The sequence below is a fragment of the Nocardioides sp. YR527 genome, assembly GCF_900101045.1.
In the GTDB taxonomy this organism is placed as follows: domain Bacteria; phylum Actinomycetota; class Actinomycetes; order Propionibacteriales; family Nocardioidaceae; genus Nocardioides.
The window spans coordinates 255877-278602 of the sequence record NZ_FNFN01000006.1; the positions used below are offsets into that span (position 1 = coordinate 255877).

Below are 22726 nucleotides of genomic sequence, written 5' to 3' on the forward strand. Positions count from 1 at the left end.
GCGCTGTCCGCCTGTGGCGCCAGCACACCAGTCGGGTCCTCGACGACGCAGGCCCCTCCCTCGTCCTCGTCGGTTCCGGGGCCCACTCTTGCTGCGGAGCCGCGAGTGCGGCTGACCGTCGTCGGGGATCTGATGCTGACCCGCGGGGTGCCCGATGCGGCGGCGGCGCTGGCTCCGATGCAGGCGCGCTTGGCGGGCGCTGACATCACCGTAGGCAATCTCGAGTCGACGTTGTCGAGAGCAGGGAGCCCGACACAGGGTGGGGATTCCTTCGGTGCCGGGCCGGAGCTGCTGCGGCCTCTGCGGGACGCTGGGTTCGATGCGATCTCGTTGGCGAACAACCACACAGGTGACTTCGGCGTCCGGGCGCTGACGGAGACGGTCGAGGCGTTACCGGGGGCGGGGATCGTGCCGTTCGGGGCAGGGCGGGATCTCGACGCGGCTGCCCGGCCGGCCGTGGTGGAGAGAGCCGGGATCACCTTCGCGTTCCTGGGGTTCAACGCGATCGGCGAGACGCCTCGGGCGACGAGGAGCGACCCGGGCGCCTTCTCGGTGCGGATGCCGCCACGTACGGGTCCTCTCGTCGATGCCGACCTGCGCCGGGTCGAGCGGGAGATCCGAGCCGCCGAGAAGGTTGCCGACGTCGTGGTGGTGCTGCCGCACTGGGGTACGCAGTACACCCATCGCCCCGAGGCAATCCAGCGCCGTGTCGCCCGTCGTCTCGTCGCTGCCGGGGCGGATCTTGTCGCCGGCGGCCACCCGCACTGGGTCCAGCCGCTCGAGCGGGTCGGCGGCGTACCGGTCATCCACTCGCTCGGAAACTTCGTCTTCGACATGGACTTCATGTCCCAGACGATGGAGGGCGTCGTTCTCGAGGCGACCTTCCGCGGCGCCACGCTGGAGGATCTGAACCTCGTGCCCTACCGGATGGATCCCGAGACGTTTGCTCCACGCGTGGTGGGCGGTCGTGAGGCGGCCCGGATCCTTGGGCAGGCGAGGCCATGATCCGTCGTATCGCGTTCGCGGCCGGGTCCCTCCTCGTCCTCACCGGGTGCGGTGAGGCGTCACCGACCCCCGAGACCTCTCCGACAACCACCGCGACAGCGCCGGCCACCGCGTCCAGGCCCTCGCCCACCCCGAGCGGGACCCAGGCCGCCCCGCCATTGACACCCGAGCAGTTCCGCGTCGAGACAGCGACCGACGCCGTACGCCATCTGGCGGGTGAGATCGGCCCGAGACCTGGGACGTCGCCCGCTTACCGTCGAGCCGCAGCCTGGGTCGAGGGACAGTTGACAGGGTTCGGCTGGCAGGTGCACCGACAGCGGTTCCAGACGCCTGCCGGAGTCTCGTGGGGCATCCCGGTCAGCGCGGGGGAGTCGGTCAACCTGGTCGCCGACAGAGGAGACGTACGCCCCGGGCAGCCGTGGCTCCTGGTCGGTGCCCACCTCGACACCGTCCCGCAGGCACCGGGTGCGGAGGACAACGCGTCCGGCGTGGCTGTGCTGCTGGCGATCGCCGAGACGGCCGCAGGACGGTCGACGAGGGTGCCGGTGCGGTTGGTCGTCTTCGGCTCCGAGGAGCCGCGAGGTGAGACCGACGACGACCACCACTACGGCTCTCGCGCGTATGTTGCGTCCCTCACGCCCCTCGAGCGCAGGTCGCTGGCCGGCATGGTCTCGCTGGACCGGGTCGGCGTAGGGGAGGCCGTCCCGGCGTGCGGCGCACGCCCAGGACTCGACCGCACCCTGGCGAGCCTCCGAGCGGCGGCAAGGCGCGCGAAGGTGCCGACCACCGGCTGCTCCCGGACCCCCAACCGTTCCAGCGACCACTGGTCCTTCGTACGGGCGGGCCTGCCCGGCGTGCGCCTCGGTTCGACTCCATACGCCGCCTACCACTCACCCGCCGACACACCCGACGTCGTCGACCCGGCCCAGCTCGTGCGCACCGGCCGGATCATGCTTGCCTGGCTCGCCTGACGTCCGCCGTTCGGCGCTGGGTCGAACGATCCACCCGAACCGGTCTAGCCTTCTGGCATGCCCACTCTTCGCTCCGCAACCTCGACCTCGGGCCGCAACATGGCGGGTGCCCGCGCGCTCTGGCGCGCGACCGGCATGACCGATGACGACTTCGGCAAGCCGATCATCGCGATCGCCAACTCGTTCACCGAGTTCGTGCCCGGCCATGTCCACCTCCGTGACCTCGGCAAGATCGTCGCCGAGAAGATCCAGGAGGCCGGGGGAGTAGCCAAGGAGTTCAACACGATCGCCGTCGACGACGGCATCGCGATGGGCCACGCCGGGATGCTCTACTCGCTGCCGAGCCGCGAGCTGATCGCGGACGCGGTCGAATACATGGTCGAGGCGCACCGCGCCGACGCGATCGTGTGCATCTCCAACTGCGACAAGATCACCCCCGGCATGCTGCTGGCCAGCCTGCGGCTCAACATCCCCGTCGTCTTCGTCTCCGGTGGCCCGATGGAGGCCGGCAAGACCGTCGCCGTCGAGGGTCTGGTCCACGACAAGCTCGACCTGGTCGACGCGATGGTGCTCTCGGTCAACGAGGCGGTCAGCGACGAGCTGCTCGACACCGTCGAGCGCTCCGCGTGTCCGACCTGTGGCTCCTGCAGCGGCATGTTCACCGCCAACTCGATGAACTGCCTCACCGAGGCCATCGGCCTCAGCCTGCCGGGCAACGGGTCGACCCTGGCCACCCACGCCAAGCGCCGCGCGCTCTTCGAGGAGGCCGGCCGCACCATCGTGGAGCTGTGCCGCCGCTACTACGAGGAGGGTGACGAGTCCGTCCTGCCGCGGAACATCGCCAGCCGCAGCGCCTTCGAGAACGCGGTCGCCCTCGACGTCGCCATGGGCGGCTCGACCAACACCGTGCTGCACCTGCTCGCGGCCGCGCGTGAGGCCGAGCTCGACTTCAACGTGCACGACATCGACGCGATCTCGCGTCGGGTGCCGTGCCTGAGCAAGGTCGCCCCCAACAGCCCGAAGTACCACATGGAGGACGTCCACCGCGCCGGCGGCATCCCCGCCCTGCTCGGCGAGCTGCGCCGTGGTGGCGCGCTCAACGAGGACGTCCACACCATCCACTCCGACACCATCGAGGAGTGGCTGGGCGCCTGGGACATCCGCGCCGAGAACCCCAGCCAGGAGGCGCTCGACCTCTTCCTCGCCGCACCGGGCGGGGTGCGTACGACCGAGGCGTTCTCCACCGAGAACCTCTGGGCGAGCCTGGACACCGACGCCGCCGAGGGCTGCATCCGCGACTTCGAGCACGCCTACTCCGCCGACGGCGGGCTGGCGATCCTGTCGGGCAACATCGCCCCCGACGGCTGTGTGGTCAAGACCGCCGGAGTTCCCGACGACTGCTTGACCTTCACCGGCACCGCGATCGTCTTCGAGTCCCAGGACGCCGCGGTCGACGGGATCCTCGCCAAGAAGGTCGAGGCCGGCCACGTCGTGGTGATCCGCTACGAGGGCCCGAAGGGTGGGCCGGGCATGCAGGAGATGCTCTACCCGACCTCGTTCCTCAAGGGCCGTGGTCTGGGCCAGAAGTGCGCGCTGATCACCGACGGCCGCTTCTCCGGCGGCACCTCGGGCCTCTCGATCGGTCACGTCTCCCCGGAGGCGGCCGGCGGCGGTCTGATCGCCCTGATCGAGGACGGCGACCAGATCTCGATCGACATCCCGAGCCGCTCGATCTCGCTCGACGTCGACGACCTCGTCCTCGACGAGCGCCGAGCCCTCCAGGAGAAGCGGGACAAGCCCTACACCCCGGCCAACCGCGACCGTAAGGTCTCCGCGGCGCTGCGGGCGTACGCCTCGATGGCCACCTCGGCCTCCGACGGCGCCTACCGCCTCGTGCCCGAGTAACGTGCTCGATGCCTTCGAGTTCGGATGGCCCGTCGTCTCTCTGCCGTATGCCCACGCGCGCCCAGCCGAGCGAGTGACGATTGTCTTCATCGACTCTGGCGTTCTTGGATGGCACGTCCATGCCCATGCAGAGGACGAGTGGTGCTTGGCAACCTTCACCTGGGTCGACCACGCCGACCAGATCCTCCGTGATGACGGTAGTTCCGCACAGCTGCCGACGACCGGCGCAGCCTGGGAGGACACCGACCAGGGATGGGCGGGAGCCGTGGTTCCCGTAAGGGACAAGGTGTATATCGCTGATGCCAACGATCATCCGACGGAGCTTGCTCCCAACACGGCTGGAGAAGTCTGGGCTGACACGTGGCGGGTTCGCTGGACGGTGGTGTCCACCGACGAATGGCGCCGTGCGTGGGCCGTCGCCCGCAAATCGGTTCGCGCTGGCCATCCATCCCCAGTGATGAATGGGCACGACTGTCGATAGAGAGTGAGTTCGGCAGTCGTCGAGTCGGGACGATACCCCGAGCGACGACGAGCACTGGATCGAGCGGCGACCGCTCCTCATGGAGGGGACACGATCTCCCGCATACGCTTAGTTGTGACTCGGCCCGCCTGCTGTCGGAGTAGCCCGGAGCAGGCAGCAGGTCCGTTCGCTGGATATTGCGGCCGATGGTGACGTACGTGCTGGCACGATCTGCCGCATGGGAAAGGTTCATGCGCGCGTCGAAGGTCGGCTGAGGGAGTTCGTCGATCGCCAGGTCGTGTTCTTCGTCGCCACCGCCCCGCTCTCCGGAGAGGGTCACGTCAACCTGTCGCCGCGCGGCATCCCGGGCACCTTCGGGATGCTCGACGAGCTCACCTTCGCGTGGCTCGACGGCACCGGGAGCGGCAGCGAGACGATCGCGCACCTGCGTGAGAACGGCCGGATCACGGTGATGTTCTGTGCCTTCGACGGGGCGCCGGACATCGTCCGCTTCCACGGACGCGGTCGGGTCGTGACTCGCTACGACGAGGAGTACGCCGACCTGGCCGGCCGCTTCACCGACCTTCCCGGTGCCCGCGCGGTCGTCGTCGTGGACATCGAACGCGTCTCCGACTCCTGTGGCTTCGCCGTCCCGCTGATGTCGTACGTCGGCGAGCGCGACCTGCTTCCGGCGTACTTCGAGCGCAAGGGGGTCGACGGCTCGGCCGAGTATCGGCGCCGCAAGAACCTCACCAGTCTCGACGGGCTCCCGGCGTTCGACTTCGACCCGGCGCCGGAGTAGCCGATGCGGGTTGTGAAGCTGAGAGTGGCCTATGGGTCACTCTCAGCTTCACAACCTGTCGGATTCGCTTGACCCCGTTCGTGGCATGGGTGAGGGGCCCGACGGAGCGGCCCACCGGGTGCGGGAGTGGTTGCGATGTCGGATCGATGGAAGCGGAATCTGCTGGTCTTCCTCGGCGGCCAGACGGTGTCGTCGTTGGGGTCGATGGTCGTCGGGTACGCGGTGATGTGGCATCTCACCGTCGAGACCGGGTCGGCCGCGGTGCTGACCCTGAGCGTGGCGGCCGGGATGCTGCCGCAGGCGGTGGTGTCGGTCTTCGGCGGTGTGTGGGCCGACCGGCACTCGCGCAAGCTGTTGATCATCGGCGCCGACTCGGCCATCGCGGTGGCGACCTTGATTCTCGCGCTGCTGATGCTGAGCGGGGTCGGTGATCTGTGGATGATCTTCGTGGCGATGGCGGTCCGCTCGGCGCTGGCCGGGATCCAGGGGCCCGCGGTCAACGCCATGCTCCCGCAGATCGTCCCGGCCGAGCATCTGATGCGGGTCAACGGGGCTCAACAGACGATCCAGTCGGGGATGATGCTGTTCGCGCCCGCCGTGGCGGCCGCGGTCTATGCGAGCACCGGCATCGTCGCGGTCTTCTTCATCGACGTGGTGACGGCCGTGGCCGGCGTACTCCTGCTGCTTCTGGTCCCGGTGGCGCGGACGGTTCGCGCGGCGGGCTCGTCAGGGCCGGTGAGCTACTTCGGTGACCTCCTCGCCGGGCTGCGGTACGTCAAGGGGAACCCCTCGGTGCGCTGGGTGATGGGGCTCGTGGCAGTCGTGATGTTCATGGCCGGCGCGCCGGCGCACCTCACGCCGCTGATGATCACGCGCAGCTTCGGCGACGAGGTCTGGATGCTGAGCGTCAACGAGCTGTTCTGGAGCGTCGGGATGGTCCTCGGTGGCGCGCTGATGGCCGTCTTCGGGCCCCGGGTGAAGCGTCGGGTGCGGCTGATGGTGGCCGCCTCGGTCGGGGTCGGGGTGCTCGTCGTCGGGCTGGGTGTCTCGACGGACTTCTGGGTGTTCTCGGTCGCCGGGCTGGTGATCTGCATCCTCTTCCAGACGCTGCTGGTGCCCGCGGCGACCGTCCTGCAGGAGCAGGTCGAGGACGCGATGCGCGGGCGGGTGTTCGGGTTCTACGGGATCGTGATGTCGGTCTCGATGCCCGTCTCGATGATCGTCTTCGGGCCGCTCGCGGACCGGTTCGCGGTGGAGTCGGTGATGGTCCTCGCCGGGGTGCTGCTCCTGGGCTGCCTGGTCGGGATGCTCGCCCTCGGCAGTGCCCGGCGCTCGCTCGCCACGGTGGACGCGGCAGCCTCCTGAGAACAGCCTCCTGAGACTCGGTCACGGCGGTCGGAGACAATGACCGCCGTGACCGATTTCTCCTATCCCGTGGGTGCTGTCGTCGAAGACTGGCAGGCGCGGCCGTGGCCCGAGCCGGTGACCCTCGAGGGGAGCTACGTCCGGGTCGCGCCGCTCTCGTCGGCACAGTACTCGGACCTCTACGCCGCTGTCTGCGGCCCCGAGGACGCCGACCTGTGGACCTACCGGCCGATCACGATGCCGACCTCGCTGCAGGACCTGTGGATGCACCTGGCGGGTCTCGTCGACGCGGCCGACGTCGTGCCGTTCACGTTCACCCCGTTGGAGGGCGAGCGGGAGGGCAGGGCGAGCGGGGTCGCGGGCTACCACGCGATCAACCCGGCCAACGGGAGCATCGAGGTCGGCGGTGTGCTCTTCGGGTCCGCCCTGGCCCGCACCAGGGCGGCGACCGAGGCGATCCACCTGCTCCTGCGGCACGCGTTCGACACCTTGGGCTACCGGCGCTTCGAGTGGAAGCTGGACGCGCTCAACGAACCGTCCCGGCGGGCCGCGGAGCGGCTCGGGTTCAGCTATGAGGGCCGCTTCCGCAACCACATGGTCGTCAAGGGCCGCAACCGGGACACCGACTGGTTCTCGATCACCGCCGAGGAGTGGCCGAAGGTGCGCGATAGCCACGAGCGTTGGCTCGACCCCGCGAACTTCGACGAGCACGGGCGCCAGCTCAGCCGGCTCCGGATCGGCTAGGTACACCTAGGGGCGGCGTACGCATGATTGCGTACGCCGCCCCCGCTCCTGAGCCGATGTGCCGGCGGCTCGTGGGCAGCAGTCTGAGGGCATAGGCAAGCCCGACAGATTGGACACGAGCAATGAGCATCAACGAGACGGTGGCCACCGTGGTGGCCGACGACCACTGGGGTCCGTGGCGCGAGAACGGACCGTGGCAGGACGGGGGCGGGCCGCCGGCGTTCTGGCCGATCTTCCCGATCCTGTGGTTCCTGGTGATCGCCGCGATCATCACCGCGGTCGTCCTCTACAACCGCAAACGTACGGCCGAGGGGCCGCGGCGCGCGGGCGAGGCCAGGTTGGCCGAGAGGTACGCCGCGGGCGAGATCGACGAGAACGAGTACCGCGCTCGCCGAGACGTCCTCCGGGAGAAGCCGGGCCGGCCCAAGGAAGCCTGACAGTGGAGGCCTGACACCCGCGCTGGTCCGTGGCAGTGTGACGGTCATGGACCAGCGCATCAGCTTCGTCACCCTCGCCGTCGCCGACGTGGCGGCGAGCCGGTCGTTCTATGTCGACGGCCTCGGCTGGACCCCCGAGATGGAGGCCGACGGCGTGCTCATGATCCGCGTCGGTGAGCACGTCATCCTCTCGCTGTGGGACCGGCGCGAGTTCGAGGAGGAGGTCGGCACGATCGCCGTCGCCGACGGCGTGGCGCCGTTCACCCTGGCCCACAACGTCGCCACCCGCGAGGAGGTCGACGGCGTCCTGGAGCTCGCCCGGTCGCTCGGGTGTGCGGCCCCGGCCGCCGAGGAGCGGGTCTGGGGCGGCTACACCGGCTACTTCGCGGACCCCGACGGCGTGCGCTGGGAGATCGCCTACAACCCCGGTCCGGTCGGGCAGGTCGTACTTCCCTAGTCGGCGAACCCCGGCAGATACTCCTCGAGGATCTCCCGGAACGGCGCCTCCGCGTTGAGCTGCGCCAGCACCCCGAGACCACCGAGCCAGACCCGGTGGATGAGCAGGTAGGACGGCGGCAGGTTGAGCTTGAGGCCGACCGTGTAGGCGGGATCCTTGGGATCGTTGATCCGCTTGAACTCCTCCCGCATCCACTCCCGGGTGAACCGGAAGCGCTCCTCCAGCGCCGGCGTCACGAACGGGGCCAGATAGTCGAGCACGTGCTGCGGCTCGACCTTGATGCCCTCGCGGATGAAGCCCACGTCACGCAGGCCCGCGACCAGTGCGTCCGCGTCGCCGGTCGCGGCGATCCGGATCAGCCGCCCCATCGGCTCGGGGAAGCCCCGCTCCGGGAGCCGCGCGGCGAGCCCGAAGTCGAGCACCGCCATGCGGCCGTCGGGAAGGACCCGGAAGTTGCCCGGGTGCGGGTCGGCGTGGAGCATCCCGGTCAGCCCGGGTGCGGAGAACCAGAACCGGGCGAGCAGCTCGCCGTAGTGGTCGCGCTCCTCGGGGGTGCCCTCGGCGATCACCTTCGCGATCGAGCCCTCCGACTCCACCCACTCGGTGACGAGCACCGACGGTCCTACGGCGACGACATCGGGGACGTCGATGAGGGGATGGTCGGCGTACGCCGATGCGAAGACGTGCTGGGCCTCGGCCTCCTTCGGGTAGTCGAGCTCCTCGACCACCCGCTCCTGCAGCTCGGCGACCAGTGCCTTGACGTCCATCCCGGGAACCACCGCGTTGCCGATCGCCGCGACCCGGCCGATCTGGCGCAGGTCGGCGCGCAGCGCCTCGTCGGCACCCGGGTACTGCACCTTCACCGCGACCTCGCGGCCGTCGGCCCATCGGCCCCGGTGGACCTGTCCGATCGAGGCGGAGGCGGCCGGCTTCTCGGAGAGCTCGACCAGCTGCGATGCCCAGTCCGGTCCGAGGTCCCGGGCCAGCAGGCCGCGTACGATCCCGGTCGGCATCGGGGGAGCGGAGTCCTGGAGCCGGGTGAGCTGGGCGCGGTAGTGGGCCGCCTGCGACTCCGGCAGCGCCGCCTCCATCACCGAGAGCATCTGCCCGAACTTCATCGCGCCGCCCTTGAGCTCACCCAGGGTGCGGAAGAGCTGGTCGGCCGTACGCTGGTGCACATCGGCCAGCACCGCCTCGGCGGGCTTGCCCCCGATCCGCTTCCCGAGCCCCAGCGCCTTGCGCCCGGCGTACCCCATCGGCAGCGCGGCCAGCTTCGCCGTCCGTGTCGCCGCTCGCCGGGGCAGACCCTTCGACGACCCCTCCGCCTCACTCATGTCGCAATTGTGCCTGTCGGCCGCAACTTGCGCACCGCGAAGTAGCCTTCCGGCATGAGTGAGCGCCAGCGAACGACGACAAGCGTCAGGCCACCGCATCCGTACTCTTTGTCCTGCCCTACGGAGGCGGTGGCATGACCGCTGAGCTGACGATCGTGACCCCGCTCGACCCGGCCGGGGAGGACCCGTTCGGTTGGTTGGAGGAGGTCGAGGGGGTCGAGGCGCTGGCGTGGGTGCGGGCCCGCAACGAGGAGGCTCACGCGAGCGTCGGTGCCGATCCGGTCTTCGCCAAGATCGAGGCGCAGATCCTCGAGGTGCTCGACTCCGACGACCGGGTGCCCGAGGTCTCGCGCCTCGGCGAGCATCTCTACAACTTCTGGCGCGACGCCGACCACGAGCGCGGCATCTGGCGCCGCACCACGCCGGACTCCTACCGCACCGACGACCCCGAGTGGGAGCTCCTGCTCGACCTCGACGCGCTCGCCGCCGAGGAGGGCGAGAGCTGGGTCTGGCACGGCGCCTCGGTGCTCCGGCCCGAGCCCGGCGAGCCGTGGCGCAAGGTGCTCGTCGACCTCTCCCAGGGTGGCTCGGACGCCGACGTGACCCGGGAGTTCGACCTGGTCGAGAAGGCCTTCGTGAGTCCGGCCGAGGGCGGCTTCACCCGTGCCGTCGAGCAGGGCGGCGCCAAGGGCGCGCTCTCCTGGTGCGGGCCCGAGGCGGTCTACGTCTTCACCGACTTCGGCGAGGGCTCGCTGACCCCGAGCGGCTACCCGCGGATCGTGAAGCTGTGGCGCCGCGGCACCCCGTTCGAGGACGCGGCGGTGGTCTACGAGGGCACCGACGAGGACATGTACATCTCCGCCCGCCGCATCCACACGCCCGGCTTCGAGCGCGACCTGGTCAGCCGCTCGATCGCGTTCTACAGGTCCGAGACCTATGTCGCCACGGACCCCGGCACCCCCGAGCAGACCCTCACCAAGCTCGACATCCCCGACTCCGCCGAGGCCGGCTTCCACCGCGAGTGGCTGGTCATCGAGCTTCGCGAGGAGTGGACCGTCGCGGGCACGACGTACGCCGCCGGCTCGCTGCTCGCGAGCGACGCGGAGCGGTTCCTGGCCGGTGAGCGCGACCTCACCGTGCTCTTCGAGCCCACCGCGAAGACCTCGCTCGCCGGCGCGACCTGGACCCGCAACCACCTCGTCCTCAACGTGTTCGAGGACGTCAAGAACAAGCTGAGCGTGCTGACCCCGACCGAGTCCGGCGAGTGGACGCGCTCCGACTTCCCCGCGACCGACCCCGTGGCCGCGGTCGGCACCCGTGCCGTCGACGCGGTCGAGTCCGACGAGGTCTGGGTCGTCACCAGCGGCTACCTGACCCCGGCGACGTACGGTCTGACGACCATCGGCGCGGAGACGATCGAGCCGCTGAAGTCGGCGCCGTCCTGGTTCGACACCGAAGGGCTCCGCGCCGAGCAGCGCTTCGCCACCTCGGCCGACGGCACCCGGATCCCCTACTTCATCGTCGGCGCCGAGGCCGCCCTCGACGCGAGCGGTGGCCCGGCCCCGACGCTGCTCTACGGCTACGGCGGCTTCGAGATCCCGATGACCCCGGGCTACTCCGCCGGTGTGGGCCGGTCCTGGCTCAGCGAGGGCGGCGTCTATGTGGTGGCCAACATCCGCGGGGGAGGGGAGTACGGCCCGGCCTGGCACCAGGCGGCGCTGAAGGAGAACCGGCACAAGGCCTACGAAGACTTCGCCGCGGTCGCCCGCGACCTCGTCGAGACCGGCGTGACCGACGCGCAGCACCTCGGGATCCAGGGCGGTTCCAACGGCGGGCTGCTCACCGGCAACATGCTCACCCTCTACCCCGAGCTGTTCGGCGCGGTCGTGATCCAGGTGCCGCTGCTGGACATGAAGCGCTACTCGCACCTCCTCGCCGGGGCGAGCTGGATGGCCGAGTACGGCGACCCGGACGTGCCGGAGGAGTGGGAGTACATCCGGACGTTCTCGCCCTACCACCTGCTCGACGCTGCGCGGACCTACCCGCCCGTCCTGCTCACCACCTCGACCAAGGACGACCGCGTCCACCCAGGCCACGCCCGCAAGATGGCCGCGCTCCTGGCGGCCACCGGCAAGGACGTCACCTACTACGAGAACATCGAGGGCGGCCACGGCGGTGCCGCCAACAACGCCCAGTCAGCCCATCTCTCCGCCTTCGCCTGGACCTTCCTGCGCGAGCGGCTCGGCCTGGTCTGAGAGCTCGAGGACCACGACCGGAGTGGGGTGCGAGCGCCGGACGGCGTAGTCGTCCAGCTCGCCCCACCCGTCGTCGCTGGCCGCGAGCAGCTCCCACAGCCGCTCCCGGTCAGGGCCGGTCGCCTCGCGGGCGCGCACCCGCTGCGTGCCCTTCTCGACCGTCTCGGCTACGGCGTCGGGATTCGCCAGCAGGTTGAGCCACCAGGCGGGCGGCGGGTCGGCCCAGCCGTTCATCGCCAGCGTGACGTAGCTCGAGCCGTCGGGGATGTAGGACACGATCACCGAGCGCTCCTGCCCGGTGCGGCGCCCGGTGGTGGTCAGCCGGAGCATGCCGGCCCGGCCGGCGCGTGGGCGGCGCAGGAATCGCGCTCCGCCCGCGGCGTACAGCCGGCGGTGGACCCACCACGCGGCGCGGATGAACCAGCGGGGCGGCAGCCACGCGGATCTGTGCTTCTCGTCGGTCGACATCGTCGCCTCCACAGGACGGACCCGAGAACCACTTGGTACGTCCAGGCTAGCGATCCCCACGGGCCGGCCGCCTCGGTGAGAACCCTGAGATCCAACCGAGCGACTGACAGATACTGGGACGGTGATCTCAGATCATGGGACGCGCGATAGGGTGAGGTGACACGGCGCGACACATGGGGTTAACGTGTGGGCATGCTGAACAGCATTCTCGTACTTATCAGGCGCGTCGCCTAGGAGCCACTGGCCCCAGACGACGCGTCTCCCTCCGTTGCCCGCCGGGCCGGAGGGTTTTTTGTTGCACGAGCAGCCCAAGCCAGACAACCGATACAGCCCATGAGTAGAAGCTCCGATGAGTAGGACGGCGGACATGAGCGAGCAGATGACAGGCGCACAGAGCCTGATCAAGTCGCTGGAAGCAGCGGGTGCCGAGAACATCTTCGGCATTCCGGGAGGAGCGATCCTTCCGGCGTACGACCCGCTGATGGACTCGAAGATCCGCCACATTCTCGTACGTCACGAGCAGGGCGCCGGCCACGCGGCCCAGGGCTACGCCGCCGCGACCGGCAAGGTCGGGGTCTGCATGGCCACCAGCGGCCCGGGCGCGACCAACCTGGTCACCCCGCTCGCCGACGCCAACATGGACTCCGTGCCGATGGTGGCCATCACCGGCCAGGTCGGCGCGGCGATGATCGGCACCGACGCCTTCCAGGAGGCGGACATCAAGGGCATCACGATGCCGGTCACCAAGCACAGCTTCCTCATCACCGACCCGGCGGAGATCCCGCTGCGGGTCGCTGAGGCCTTCCACCTCGCCTCCACCGGGAGGCCGGGTCCGGTCCTCGTCGACGTCACCAAGTCGGCGTTGCAGGCCACCACCACCTACCGGTGGCCGACCGAGCTCCACCTGCCGGGCTACCGCCCGGTGACCAGGCCGCACGCCAAGCAGATCCGCGAGGCGGCGCGCCTGATGCTGGAGGCCAAGAAACCGGTCCTGTACGTCGGTGGCGGCACGATCCGCTCCGGCGCCCACCGCGAGCTCTTGGCGCTGGCCACGCTCACCGGGATCCCGGTGGTGACCACGCTGATGGCGCGCGGCGCCTTCCCCGACTCCCACCCGCAGCACCTCGGCATGCCGGGCATGCACGGCACCGTCCCCGCCGTCGCCGGCCTGCAGAAGTCGGACCTGATCATCAGCCTCGGCGCCCGCTTCGACGACCGCGTCACCGGCAACCTGGACTCCTTCGCCCCCAACGCCAAGGTCATCCACGCCGACATCGACCCGGCCGAGATCGGCAAGAACCGCTATGCCGACGTCCCGATCGTGGGCGACGTGCGTGAGGTCCTCACCGACCTGATCGCGGTGCTCACCGCCGAGAAGGAAGCCGGCAAGGAGGGCGACTACGAGGGTTGGATCGCGTTCGTGGCCGGGATCAAGAAGGCGTACCCGCTCGGCTACGACCTCCCCGCGGACGGTCTCTCGCCGCAGTACGTCATCGAGCGGCTCGGCAAGATCTCCGGCGAGGAGACGATCTTCACCGCCGGCGTCGGCCAGCACCAGATGTGGGCCGCGCAGTTCATCGGCTACGAGCACCCCAACACCTGGATCAACTCCGGTGGCCTCGGCACGATGGGCTACTCCGTCCCCGCCGCGATGGGCGCGAAGGTCGGCTGCCCGGACTCCACGGTGTGGTCGATCGACGGTGACGGCTGCTTCCAGATGACCAACCAGGAGCTGGCCACCTGCGCGATCGAGGGCATCCCGATCAAGGTCGCGATCATCAACAACGACAACCTCGGCATGGTGCGCCAGTGGCAGACGCTCTTCTACGGCGAGCGCTACTCCAACACCAACCTGCAGTCCCACGGCCAGCCCAAGCGCATCCCCGACTTCCCCAAGCTGGCCGAGGCCATGGGCTGCGTCGGCCTGGCCTGCGACTCCGCCGAGGACGTCGACGCCACCATCGAGAAGGCCATGGAGATCAACGACATGCCTGTCGTCGTCGACTTCCGGGTCAACAAGGACGCCATGGTGTGGCCGATGGTCGCCGCCGGCTCCTCCAACGACGAGATCCAGTACGCGCGCGACCTCGCGCCCGAGTTCGACGAGGACGACCTGTGATGAGCATCCAGCCCGTGAAGACCGGCGGCAAGCACACGCTGAGCGTCCTGGTCGAGAACAAGCCCGGCGTCCTGGCCCGCGTGGCCGCGCTCTTCTCGCGCCGCGGCTTCAACATCGAATCTCTCGCGGTGGGACCGACCGAGCACGACGAGGTCTCCCGCATGACGGTCGTGGTCAATCTCGAGAACACCCCCCTCGAGCAGGTCACCAAGCAGCTCAACAAGCTGGTCGAGGTGATCAAGATCGTCGAGCTCGAGCCTGAGTCGCGCGTCCAGCGCGCCCTCATGCTGGTCAAGATCACCGCCACCACGGAGACCCGCAGCCAGGTGCTCGACACCATCCAGCTCTTCCGGGCCAAGGTCGTCGACGTGTCCACCGACACCGTCATCGTCCAGCTGGCCGGCAACACCGGAAAGCTCAACGACTTCCTCCGGGTCATCGAGCCCTTCGGTATCCGTGAGCTCTCCCAGTCCGGCATGGTCGGCATGGGCCGCGGCTCCCGGTCGATCTCCGAGCGCAGCCTGCGATCCGTGGCTGTGCCCGCTCCGCCTTCCGCGGTCTGAACCCCATCAACAAACAACTGAAGGAGAAGCCCTCGTGGCTGAGATTTTCTACGACGACGACGCCGACCTCGCGCTGATCCAGGCGAAGAAGGTCGCCGTCATCGGCTACGGCAGCCAGGGCCACGCCCACGCGCTCAACCTGCGTGACTCCGGTGTGGACGTGCGCATCGGCCTGCAGCCCGGCTCGAAGTCGACCGCCAAGGCGGAGGAGGAGGGCCTCAAGGTCCTCACCCCGGCCGAAGCCGCCGCCGAGGCCGACGTGATCGTCATCCTCGCCCCCGACCAGCACCAGCGTGGTCTCTACAACGACGAGCTCGCGCCTCACGTGACCGCCGGCAAGACCCTCGTGTTCGGCCACGGCTTCAACGTGCGCTTCGGCTACATCAAGGCGCCCGAGGGCGTCGACGTGATCCTGGTCGCCCCGAAGGCCCCGGGCCACACCGTCCGTCGTGAGTACGTCGCCGGCCGGGGCATCCCGGACATCATCGCCGTCGAGCAGGACGCCTCCGGCTCCGCGTGGGACCTCGCGAAGTCGTACGCCAAGGGCATCGGTGGCACCCGCGCCGGTGTCATCAAGACGACCTTCACCGAGGAGACCGAGACCGACCTCTTCGGCGAGCAGGCCGTGCTCTGCGGCGGCGTGTCCCACCTGGTCCAGGCCGGGTTCGAGACGCTGACCGAGGCCGGCTACCAGCCCGAGATCGCCTACTTCGAGGTGCTTCACGAGCTCAAGCTCATCGTGGACCTGATGTGGGAGGGCGGCATCGCCAAGCAGCGCTGGTCGATCTCCGACACCGCTGAGTACGGCGACTACGTCTCCGGCCCGCGCGTCATCGCCCCCGCCGTCAAGGAGACGATGCAGCAGATCCTCGCCGAGATCCAGGACGGCTCCTTCGCCGCCCGCTTCATCGCCGACCAGGACAACGGCGCCGCCGAGTTCAAGAAGCTGCGCGAGGAGGAGGCCGGTCACCCGATCGAGGCCACCGGCAAGACCCTGCGCTCGCACTTCTCGTGGAGCCAGTCCGACGACGACTACACCGAGGGTTCAGCCGCCCGCTGACCCCCGGAGAAATCATGCCGAGTCGGCGCGTTCCAACGCGCCGACTCGGCATGATTTATGGTCAGTTTGCGCCGACTCGGCGGGTTACTTGACCTCGGAGCGGAGCACGAGGCGGAGGCCGACGAGCATCGGGACCACCAGCCAGATCACGCTGGCGACACCGAGCTGGGCCCACATCTTGTCGGTCATCTCGGAGTACAGGTTCATCGTCGCCCAGTTGAGGTCGAACCAGGTGGCGTGCTCGGCCCACCAGGTGTTGGTCGAGGCCAGAGCCGAGGAGACGCCGGGCAGGACGAGGGCGTAGACGAAGTACGCCACGATCGCGGCCGGTGAGCTGCGGAAGAGCGTGCCGAGCATGAAGCCCATGAACATGCCGATCTCGCTGGCCAGGGTCACCTGGGCGAGCTCGGTGAAGGAGATGTTCCACACCGGGTCGAGGTCCATGATGGCTGCCACGCCGAGGTAGCCGAGCGCCCCGACGGCCGCCGCGACCGCGATGGCGACGACGCCGACCACGGCGGTGACGAGCGCCTTCGCGGCGATGACACGTCCGCGGCCAGGCACCAGGGTGAAGGTGGTCAGGGCGCTGCGTGCGCTCCATTCGCTGGTGACCGCCAGCACCGCGATCATCGGCAGGACCACCGACATCGGCATGCCCCAGGCGCTGGCGAAGCCCTCGTAGTCGAGGTTGTCGGCGTCGACGAAGATGATCGTCACCGCGGTCGCGGCCAGCGAGAGCACGACCAGGCTGGCCATCAGCCAGAACCCCGAACGGGTGTCGAACATCTTGCGCAGCTCGATGCCGGCGATCCGGCCGAAGGGGATCGGAGCGGGCACGGCACGCTCGCGGCGGCGTACCGCCTCGGGGTTGCGTCCGGCCGGGGTGGCCGGCTCAGGGGCGAGGGTCGTGGTGCTCATGCTGCGTTCCTTTCCGGGGTCTCGAGGTGGTCGCGCTGGGTCTCGGCGGTCAGCTGGAGGAACATCTCCTCCAGGCCGGCGCCGTCGGCGGCGCGGAGCTCGCTCAGCACGAGGCCGGTGTCGAAGGCGACCTGGCCGACGGTGGTGAGGTCGGCGTCGCTGAGGACGGCCCCCTCGGTGGTGAGCTCGGCGGTGTGGCCGGCCCGCTGGAGCGCCCGGCCGAGTGAGGTGGGATCACTGGAACGGGCGTACGTCTCGCCGCTGCTGAGCAGCTCCTGCTTGGTGCCCTGCGCCACGATCCGGCCGTTGCCGATGACCACGATGTCGTCGGCGATCACCTCGATCTCGTGCAGCAGGTGCGAGGAGAGCAGCACGGTGCCGCCGTCGTCGGCGAAGCCACGCAGCAGGTCGCGCATCCAGCGGATGCCGGCCGGATCGAGGCCGTTGGCCGGCTCGTCGAGGATCAGCACCTCGGGGTCGCCGATCAGGGCCGTCGCGATCCCGAGCCGCTGCCGCATCCCGAGGGAGTAGTTGCGTACGCGACGCCCGGCCTCCTCCTCGGTCAGGCTGACCCGGTCGAGGGTCTCGGCGACGCTGGACTTCGCCAGCCCCATGGTGCGGGCGGCCAGGGTGAGGATCTCGCGGCCGGTGCGCCCGCCGTGCTGGGCCGAGGCGTCCAGCAGGACGCCGACCTCGCGACCGGGGTTGGGCAGCTGGGAGAAGTGCCGGCCGAGCAGGTGTGCACTGCCGGAGGACGGATCGGTGAGTCCGACCAGGATGCGCATGGTCGTGGACTTACCGGCGCCGTTGGGGCCGAGGAAGCCGGTCACCCGGCCGGGCTCGGCGGTGAAGGTCACGTTGTCGACGGCCGTGAACCTGCCGTACCTCTTGGAGAGGGCATCGATCTGGATCATGCTCCGAGCCTCGCCTGACACGGCCCCCGCGCGCGTCCGGCAGACCCCTGGCAGATCCCTGGTGGGTTCCTGGCGGTTCCCCTGATCTCCCCTGAGACCGTCTCGGGGTAGATCGGTCCGTTCCGGAATGTTTCCTACCGAACTAAACGTTGTCGAGGTATGCGTATTGATGTCTGGTCCGACGTTGTCTGCCCGTGGTGCTACATCGGCAAGCGCCACCTCGAGGAAGCCTTGGAGGGTTTCGAGCACAGCGACGACGTCGAGATCGTCTACCACTCCTTCGAGCTCGACCCCAGCGCACCGCAGGTGCCGGTGGAGACCACGGTCGAGGCTTTGGCGAAGAAGTTCGGGGCCTCGGTCGACCAGGCCCGCGAGCTGATGAAGCAGGCCAACGTGCCGGCCGCCGCGGCCGGCCTCGAGTTCCGTCACGAGGACACCCCGCACGCGCGCACCATCGACGCCCACCGGCTGCTCCACCTCGCCAAGGCCGAGGGCAAGCAGGCGGTGCTCAAGGAGGAGCTGCTCGCCGCGTACTTCACCCGCGGTGAGTCGATGGGCGACCACGCCGTCCTGAAGGCGGCCGCGGTGAACGTCGGTCTCGACGCCGCCCGCGTGGACGAGGTGCTCGCGGGCGAGAAGTTCGCCGGTGACGTACAGGCCGACATCGACCAGGCCCGCGCCTACGGCGCGACCGGGGTGCCGTTCTACGTCGTCGAGGGGAAGTACGGCGTCTCCGGCGCTCAGCCGACCGACCTGTTCGGCCAGCTCCTGGAGAAGGTCCACGCCGAGACGAAGCCGGCCCTCACGATCGTCGGTGACGGCGACGCCTGCGGCCCCGACGGCTGCGCGATCTGACCCAGGGCAAAGTTCTCGCTCCCGGTCTACAAGGTGAGGCTTGCCTAAGGTTACGCTGCGGGAATGCTGCCAACGTTCGTCATCGGGCTGCGCGAGGGCCTCGAGGCGGCGTTGATCGTATCGATCATCGCCACCTTCCTCCGCCGTAACGGTGCCCCTCTGCGTGGTCTGTGGATCGGTGTCGGCGCCGGCATCGGGTTGAGCATCGCCGTCGGCGTCGCGCTGAGGCTCCTCGAGCAGGCGTTGCCGCAGCGGCAGCAGGAGATGCTCGAGTGCGTGATCGGCGTGATCGCCATCGTCTTCGTGACCGGGATGATCCGCTGGATGCACACCCACGCCCGCACGCTGAAGGGTGACCTCGAGCAGGCGGCCGCGGCGGCGCTGGGCGCGGGCACGCTGACCGCGATGGCGCTGATGGGCTTCCTGGCCGTGCTGCGCGAGGGCTTCGAGACCTCGGTCTTCTTGCTCGCGACGATCCAGAACGCGACCAGCGCACCGGCCGCCATCATCGGCGCCCTGCTCGGGCTGGCCATCGCCATCGGGCTCGGCTGGGGCATCTACGCCGGCGGCCTGCGGCTCAACCTGAAGGTGTTCTTCCAGGTCACCGGCGTGTTCCTGGTCTTCGTGGCGGCAGGTCTGGTGATGTTCGCGCTGCGCACCGGACACGAGGCCGGCTGGGTCACCGTCGGCCAGGGCTCCACCGTCGACCTGTCCTGGCTGATCCCCAACGGCTCGGTGCGCTCGGCGCTGATCACCGGAATCCTCGGCATCCCCGCCGACCCGCGGGTGATCGAGGTGCTCGGCTGGTTCGCCTACCTGGTGCCGATGCTCGCGATGCTTCTCCTGCCCGCACACCTGCGGCCAGGCACGGCGCTCGCCCGACGGCTGCGGATCGGCGGTGCGGTCGCCGCCATCGTCGCTGCGGCCGCCCTCTTCCTCCTCGTGCCGCTGCCGAGTGTCGAGGTGCCTCGCGAGGCCCCGCTGGCGGACGGACGTACGGCCGTGCTGGCCGTCAACGGCGACCGGGCGACCCTGACCGCGGACAGCGAGAAGATCGAGCTCGGCGATCCCGGTGACCACACCGGCGCCGCCGACACCGCCTGGCACGCGGAGGGCTCCGGGGAGCTGCCGGCCACGCTCACCGCCCAGGATCTGCTGACCTACACCGGCGACCGGATCCCGGTCGGGCTCAATCTCAACACCGCCCCGGGCCCCTATGAGGCCCGCTGGGCCGACACCACCCGCCACACGGTGCTCACCCGCGACGACGGTCTGGTCGACGTACGCACCTCCGGCAAGCTCGTGCTGACCATCGAGTCCGGCGGACTGACCTCACCGCGCACCTTCACCGTCGACGGGGCCGTGCTGCAGGTCGAGGAGACCTACGCGACGGACCTGATCGCGACGATCGCCGAGGCGGACCGGGCCGCCCACGACCGGCTCCTGTGGAAGCACTGGCTGCCGGTCGCCCTCCTCGTCCTCGCCGGGGTGCTGCTGTGGCAGTCCCGGCGCAGGCCCGGCCGCGACACCGCGCCGCGCGCCGTCAACGACACCGGCCGCGCAGGGCGCCCGGAGTCTTCAGTGAAAGGTTCAACCCATGTCGCGTAAGGCGATCTCCGTTGCAGCACTCACCGCTCTGTGTCTCACTGGTCTGGCTGCCTGCGGCAGCGAGAGCGACGACTCGGCGGCCCCGAAGAAGAAGGGCGCCAGCCAGGTCGCGGTGAAGCTGGTCAGCGGCTCCGACGGCGACGTCTGCGAGCTCGACACCGACACCGCCGCCGCGGGTCCGGTGACCTTCACGGTCGCCAACGAGTCGGCCGCCGGCGTCACCGAGGTCGAGCTGATGGACGGCCAGAAGATCCTCGGCGAGAAGGAGAACCTCGCCCCGGGTCTGCCCGAGGTGACCTTCACCCTGACTCTCGGTGGCGGCGACTACGAGGTCTACTGCCCGGGTGCCGCCGAGGAGCGGATCCCCTTCACGGTGACGGGCGAGGCCGCCGCGGCCCCGACCGGCGGCACCGCCGAGCTGCTCGCCGCGGGCGCGAAGGACTACACCGGCTACGTCAACACCCAGCTCGACGCGATGGTCACCGGTGTCGAGAACCTCCGCAAGGCCGTCGACTCCGGCGACGTCGCCGCGGCCCAGCAGGCCTACGCCGACGCGCGCCCGTTCTACGAGAAGATCGAGTCCGACGTCGAGGGTTTCGTGATGGAGGGCTTCGACCCGACCGACAACAAGGGCAACCTCGACTACCTGATCGACATGCGCGCCTCCAACCTCGACGAGGCCGTCGGCTGGAGCGGCTTCCACGCCGTCGAGCGCGACCTGTTCGAGGCGAAGAAGATCACCGACCAGACCAAGAAGTACGCCGCCGACCTGGTCACCAACGCCACCTTGCTCGCCGAGATCGGCAAGAGCCTGGAGTTCAAGCCCGAGGACCTCGCCAACGGCGCCGCCGCGCTGCTCGAGGAGGTCCAGTCGGGCAAGATCACCGGCGAGGAGGAGGCCTACAGCCACATCGACCTGGTCGACTTCGCCAACAACGTCGAGGGTGCCCAGCAGGCCTACGCCGCACTCCGTCCCGGCCTGGAGAAGATCGACGCCGAGCTGGTCACGACCATCGACGCGCGGTTCACCGCCGTCATCGACGACCTCGAGGGCTACAAGGACCCGGAGGCGCTGGGTGGCTACCAGCCCTACACCGCCGAGCTGAAGGCCTCCGACGGCAAGAAGCTCTCGGCCACCGTGCAGTCGCTGCAGGACGTGCTCGGCCGGCTGGCGGAGAAGGCTGCGACCGCCTGATGGCCACCGAAGGCAAGGGCTTCACCCGGCGCCGGCTCCTCGCCGGCGCCGGGGGAGGCGCCGCGGCCGGGGCCGCGGTCGGGTTCCTCGGCGGCCGCGCCGTCTCGCCCGCCGAAGCGTCGGCCGCGGACGGGCTCGACCTCTCCAAGGCGTACGACTTCTACACCGGCGACCACCAGGTCGGCATCGCCACGCCGCCCCAACGGCACCTGGTCTTCATGTCCCTCGACGTCGTCGAGGGCACCACGGCCGAGCAGCTGAAGGTCCTCTTCGCGCGCTGGTCGGCGGCGATGGCCACGATGATGAAGGGCAACCCGGTCGGGTCCGTGGAGCCGTCGCGGAGCAACGGCGTGCCGCAGGACACGGGGGAGGCGTACGACCTCTCGCCGGCCTCGCTCACCGTCACCCTCGGTCTGGGGCCCGGGCTCTTCGATGACCGCTTCGGGCTCGCCGGACGGGGACCGAAGCTGCTGGCCGAGATCCCGCGGCTGCCCGCCGACGAGCTCAAGCCGGAGCTGTGCGGCGGCGACCTGGCTCTGCAGGCCTGCGCCGACGACCCGCAGGTGGCCTACCACGCCATCCGTGACCTGATCCGGATCGGACGCGGTCTTGTCACCACCCGCTGGACGGTGCTCGGCTTCGGCCGTGCCTCGGCCGGCAAGGGTCAGAAGACCCCGCGCAACCTGATGGGTCTCAAGGACGGCACTCGCAACATCACGACCGACGAGGACCTCGACGAGTTCGTCTGGGTCGCGGACGAGGACGAGCCGGCGTGGATGCGGGGCGGCAGCTATCTGGTCACCCGCAAGATCAACATGGACATCGAGGTCTGGGACGGCACCACCATCGACACCCAGCACGTCACCATCGGCCGCGACAAGGCCGAGGGTGCTCCGCTGACCGGGAAGAAGGAGTTCGACACCCCGGACTTCAAGGCCGTACGCGACGGCGAGCCCGTCATCGACCCGACCTCCCACGTCGCCCTGGCCGCCTCGGAGAACAACGGGGGAACCAAGATCCTGCGCCGCGGCTACAACTTCACCGACGGGCTCAACCCGCTCGGCCAGCTCGACGCCGGGCTCTTCTTCATCGCCTTCATGAAGGACCCCGCGACCTTCGTCGACCTGCAGCGCAAGCTCGGACGGGTCGACCTGCTCAACGAGTACATCGCCCACGTCGGGTCGGCGATCTTCGCCGTCCCGCGCGCGCCGAAGTCGGGCCACTTCCTGGCTCAGGAGCTCTTCGGGTAGGTCGGCGGGCCGGATGCTCACCGAGGTAACTCGGTCCGGGT

20 protein-coding genes are annotated in these 22726 nt (G+C 69.5%); 16 read left to right on the forward strand and 4 right to left on the reverse strand.

All coding sequences use genetic code 11. The annotated features are described in order from the left end of the window. The first annotated feature begins 105 nt into the window (after positions 1-105). From BLT25_RS19575 to BLT25_RS19610, 8 genes are all read left to right on the forward strand, one after another. Entirely contained in the window at positions 106-1005 is a 900-nt protein-coding gene (locus BLT25_RS19575; protein WP_176884070.1) for a CapA family protein, read from the forward strand. Next, entirely contained in the window at positions 1002-1976 is a 975-nt protein-coding gene (locus BLT25_RS19580) for a M28 family metallopeptidase (RefSeq protein WP_091049420.1), read from the forward strand. Before BLT25_RS19575 ends, BLT25_RS19580 begins: the two co-directional genes overlap by 4 nt. A 57-nt stretch (positions 1977-2033) precedes the next feature. Next, the gene (ilvD, locus tag BLT25_RS19585; RefSeq protein WP_091049422.1) at positions 2034-3881 is read left to right on the forward strand and encodes a dihydroxy-acid dehydratase; all 1848 of its coding nucleotides are present in this window, start codon (positions 2034-2036) and stop codon (positions 3879-3881) included. A 698-nt stretch (positions 3882-4579) separates the two neighbouring features. After that, positions 4580-5143, forward strand: coding sequence for a pyridoxamine 5'-phosphate oxidase family protein (locus BLT25_RS19590; RefSeq protein ID WP_091049425.1), 564 nt, complete (start codon positions 4580-4582; stop codon positions 5141-5143). Positions 5144-5278: 135 nt separating this feature from the next. Next, positions 5279-6508, forward strand: a complete 1230-nt coding sequence (locus BLT25_RS19595) for an MFS transporter (RefSeq protein WP_091049427.1) — start codon at positions 5279-5281, stop codon at positions 6506-6508. 48 nt (positions 6509-6556) lie between these two features. Continuing rightward, positions 6557-7252, forward strand: coding sequence for a GNAT family N-acetyltransferase (locus BLT25_RS19600; protein WP_256328691.1), 696 nt, complete (start codon positions 6557-6559; stop codon positions 7250-7252). A gap of 122 nt (positions 7253-7374) precedes the next feature. Continuing rightward, on the forward strand, positions 7375-7689 hold the full coding sequence (locus BLT25_RS19605; RefSeq protein ID WP_143033798.1) for an SHOCT domain-containing protein: 315 nt from the start codon (positions 7375-7377) through the stop codon (positions 7687-7689). A 46-nt stretch (positions 7690-7735) separates the two neighbouring features. Then, the gene (locus tag BLT25_RS19610; protein WP_091050080.1) at positions 7736-8146 is read left to right on the forward strand and encodes a VOC family protein; all 411 of its coding nucleotides are present in this window, start codon (positions 7736-7738) and stop codon (positions 8144-8146) included. Here the strand turns inward: BLT25_RS19610 and BLT25_RS19615 are convergent. Continuing rightward, positions 8143-9480 carry an ABC1 kinase family protein gene (locus BLT25_RS19615; RefSeq protein ID WP_091049431.1) on the reverse strand — a complete coding sequence of 446 codons (1338 nt, stop codon included), beginning with the start codon at positions 9478-9480 and terminating at the stop codon, positions 8143-8145. The genes BLT25_RS19610 and BLT25_RS19615 overlap by 4 nt on opposite strands. A 134-nt stretch (positions 9481-9614) precedes the next feature. On the opposite strand from BLT25_RS19615, the gene BLT25_RS19620 reads away from it, so the two are divergent. After that, positions 9615-11735, forward strand: coding sequence for a prolyl oligopeptidase family serine peptidase (locus BLT25_RS19620; protein WP_091049433.1), 2121 nt, complete (start codon positions 9615-9617; stop codon positions 11733-11735). Here BLT25_RS19620 and BLT25_RS19625 read toward each other — a convergent pair. Continuing rightward, positions 11676-12203 (reverse strand): nitroreductase/quinone reductase family protein, encoded by a 528-nt coding sequence (locus BLT25_RS19625; protein ID WP_091049436.1) that lies wholly within the window; start codon positions 12201-12203, stop codon positions 11676-11678. The genes BLT25_RS19620 and BLT25_RS19625 overlap by 60 nt on opposite strands. A 367-nt stretch (positions 12204-12570) precedes the next feature. Between BLT25_RS19625 and BLT25_RS19630 the strand changes: the two genes are divergently transcribed. Genes BLT25_RS19630 through ilvC form a run of 3 tightly spaced genes read left to right on the forward strand, consistent with a single transcriptional unit; the run spans position 12571 to position 15945 of the window. Then, positions 12571-14322 (forward strand): acetolactate synthase large subunit, encoded by a 1752-nt coding sequence (locus BLT25_RS19630; RefSeq protein ID WP_091049439.1) that lies wholly within the window; start codon positions 12571-12573, stop codon positions 14320-14322. Continuing rightward, on the forward strand, positions 14322-14885 hold the full coding sequence (gene ilvN / locus BLT25_RS19635) for an acetolactate synthase small subunit (protein WP_091049441.1): 564 nt from the start codon (positions 14322-14324) through the stop codon (positions 14883-14885). Before BLT25_RS19630 ends, ilvN begins: the two co-directional genes overlap by 1 nt. A 34-nt stretch (positions 14886-14919) precedes the next feature. Then, positions 14920-15945 carry a ketol-acid reductoisomerase gene (gene ilvC / locus BLT25_RS19640; RefSeq protein WP_091049443.1) on the forward strand — a complete coding sequence of 342 codons (1026 nt, stop codon included), beginning with the start codon at positions 14920-14922 and terminating at the stop codon, positions 15943-15945. A gap of 84 nt (positions 15946-16029) precedes the next feature. Here ilvC and BLT25_RS19645 read toward each other — a convergent pair whose 3' ends face one another. Both BLT25_RS19645 and BLT25_RS19650 read right to left on the reverse strand, forming a co-directional pair. Further along, positions 16030-16863: an ABC transporter permease subunit gene (locus BLT25_RS19645; protein ID WP_091049444.1), complete on the reverse strand. Its 834-nt coding sequence runs from the start codon at positions 16861-16863 to the stop codon at positions 16030-16032. Next, on the reverse strand, positions 16860-17777 hold the full coding sequence (locus tag BLT25_RS19650) for an ABC transporter ATP-binding protein (protein ID WP_091049447.1): 918 nt from the start codon (positions 17775-17777) through the stop codon (positions 16860-16862). Before BLT25_RS19650 ends, BLT25_RS19645 begins: the two co-directional genes overlap by 4 nt. Before the next feature lie 159 nt (positions 17778-17936). On the opposite strand from BLT25_RS19650, the gene BLT25_RS19655 reads away from it, so the two are divergent. The 4 genes from BLT25_RS19655 to efeB all read left to right on the forward strand — a co-directional run bounded on the left by BLT25_RS19655 (position 17937) and on the right by efeB (position 22685). Continuing rightward, positions 17937-18632, forward strand: a complete 696-nt coding sequence (locus BLT25_RS19655) for a DsbA family oxidoreductase (protein WP_091049450.1) — start codon at positions 17937-17939, stop codon at positions 18630-18632. Positions 18633-18695: 63 nt separating this feature from the next. Beyond that, complete coding sequence (efeU, locus tag BLT25_RS19660) at positions 18696-20240, forward strand: iron uptake transporter permease EfeU (RefSeq protein ID WP_091049452.1); 1545 nt, start codon at positions 18696-18698, stop codon at positions 20238-20240. Continuing rightward, complete coding sequence (gene efeO, locus BLT25_RS19665) at positions 20230-21435, forward strand: iron uptake system protein EfeO (protein ID WP_091049455.1); 1206 nt, start codon at positions 20230-20232, stop codon at positions 21433-21435. Before efeU ends, efeO begins: the two co-directional genes overlap by 11 nt. After that, positions 21435-22685: an iron uptake transporter deferrochelatase/peroxidase subunit gene (efeB, locus tag BLT25_RS19670; protein ID WP_091049457.1), complete on the forward strand. Its 1251-nt coding sequence runs from the start codon at positions 21435-21437 to the stop codon at positions 22683-22685. Before efeO ends, efeB begins: the two co-directional genes overlap by 1 nt. The last annotated feature ends 41 nt before the right edge of the window (positions 22686-22726 follow it).

Coding starts and splice junctions, on each gene's coding strand:
- BLT25_RS19580 (WP_091049420.1), top strand. CDS start 1,002: ATGATCCGTCGTATCGCGTTCGCGGCCGGGTCCCTCCTCGTCCTCACC.
- ilvD (WP_091049422.1), top strand. CDS start 2,034: ATGCCCACTCTTCGCTCCGCAACCTCGACCTCGGGCCGCAACATGGCG.
- BLT25_RS19590 (WP_091049425.1), top strand. CDS start 4,580: ATGGGAAAGGTTCATGCGCGCGTCGAAGGTCGGCTGAGGGAGTTCGTC.
- BLT25_RS19595 (WP_091049427.1), top strand. CDS start 5,279: ATGTCGGATCGATGGAAGCGGAATCTGCTGGTCTTCCTCGGCGGCCAG.
- BLT25_RS19605 (WP_143033798.1), top strand. CDS start 7,375: ATGAGCATCAACGAGACGGTGGCCACCGTGGTGGCCGACGACCACTGG.
- BLT25_RS19610 (WP_091050080.1), top strand. CDS start 7,736: ATGGACCAGCGCATCAGCTTCGTCACCCTCGCCGTCGCCGACGTGGCG.
- BLT25_RS19615 (WP_091049431.1), bottom strand. CDS start 9,480: ATGAGTGAGGCGGAGGGGTCGTCGAAGGGTCTGCCCCGGCGAGCGGCG.
- BLT25_RS19620 (WP_091049433.1), top strand. CDS start 9,615: ATGACCGCTGAGCTGACGATCGTGACCCCGCTCGACCCGGCCGGGGAG.
- BLT25_RS19625 (WP_091049436.1), bottom strand. CDS start 12,203: ATGTCGACCGACGAGAAGCACAGATCCGCGTGGCTGCCGCCCCGCTGG.
- BLT25_RS19630 (WP_091049439.1), top strand. CDS start 12,571: ATGAGCGAGCAGATGACAGGCGCACAGAGCCTGATCAAGTCGCTGGAA.
- ilvN (WP_091049441.1), top strand. CDS start 14,322: ATGAGCATCCAGCCCGTGAAGACCGGCGGCAAGCACACGCTGAGCGTC.
- BLT25_RS19645 (WP_091049444.1), bottom strand. CDS start 16,863: ATGAGCACCACGACCCTCGCCCCTGAGCCGGCCACCCCGGCCGGACGC.
- BLT25_RS19650 (WP_091049447.1), bottom strand. CDS start 17,777: ATGATCCAGATCGATGCCCTCTCCAAGAGGTACGGCAGGTTCACGGCC.
- BLT25_RS19655 (WP_091049450.1), top strand. CDS start 17,937: ATGCGTATTGATGTCTGGTCCGACGTTGTCTGCCCGTGGTGCTACATC.
- efeU (WP_091049452.1), top strand. CDS start 18,696: ATGCTGCCAACGTTCGTCATCGGGCTGCGCGAGGGCCTCGAGGCGGCG.
- efeO (WP_091049455.1), top strand. CDS start 20,230: ATGTCGCGTAAGGCGATCTCCGTTGCAGCACTCACCGCTCTGTGTCTC.
- efeB (WP_091049457.1), top strand. CDS start 21,435: ATGGCCACCGAAGGCAAGGGCTTCACCCGGCGCCGGCTCCTCGCCGGC.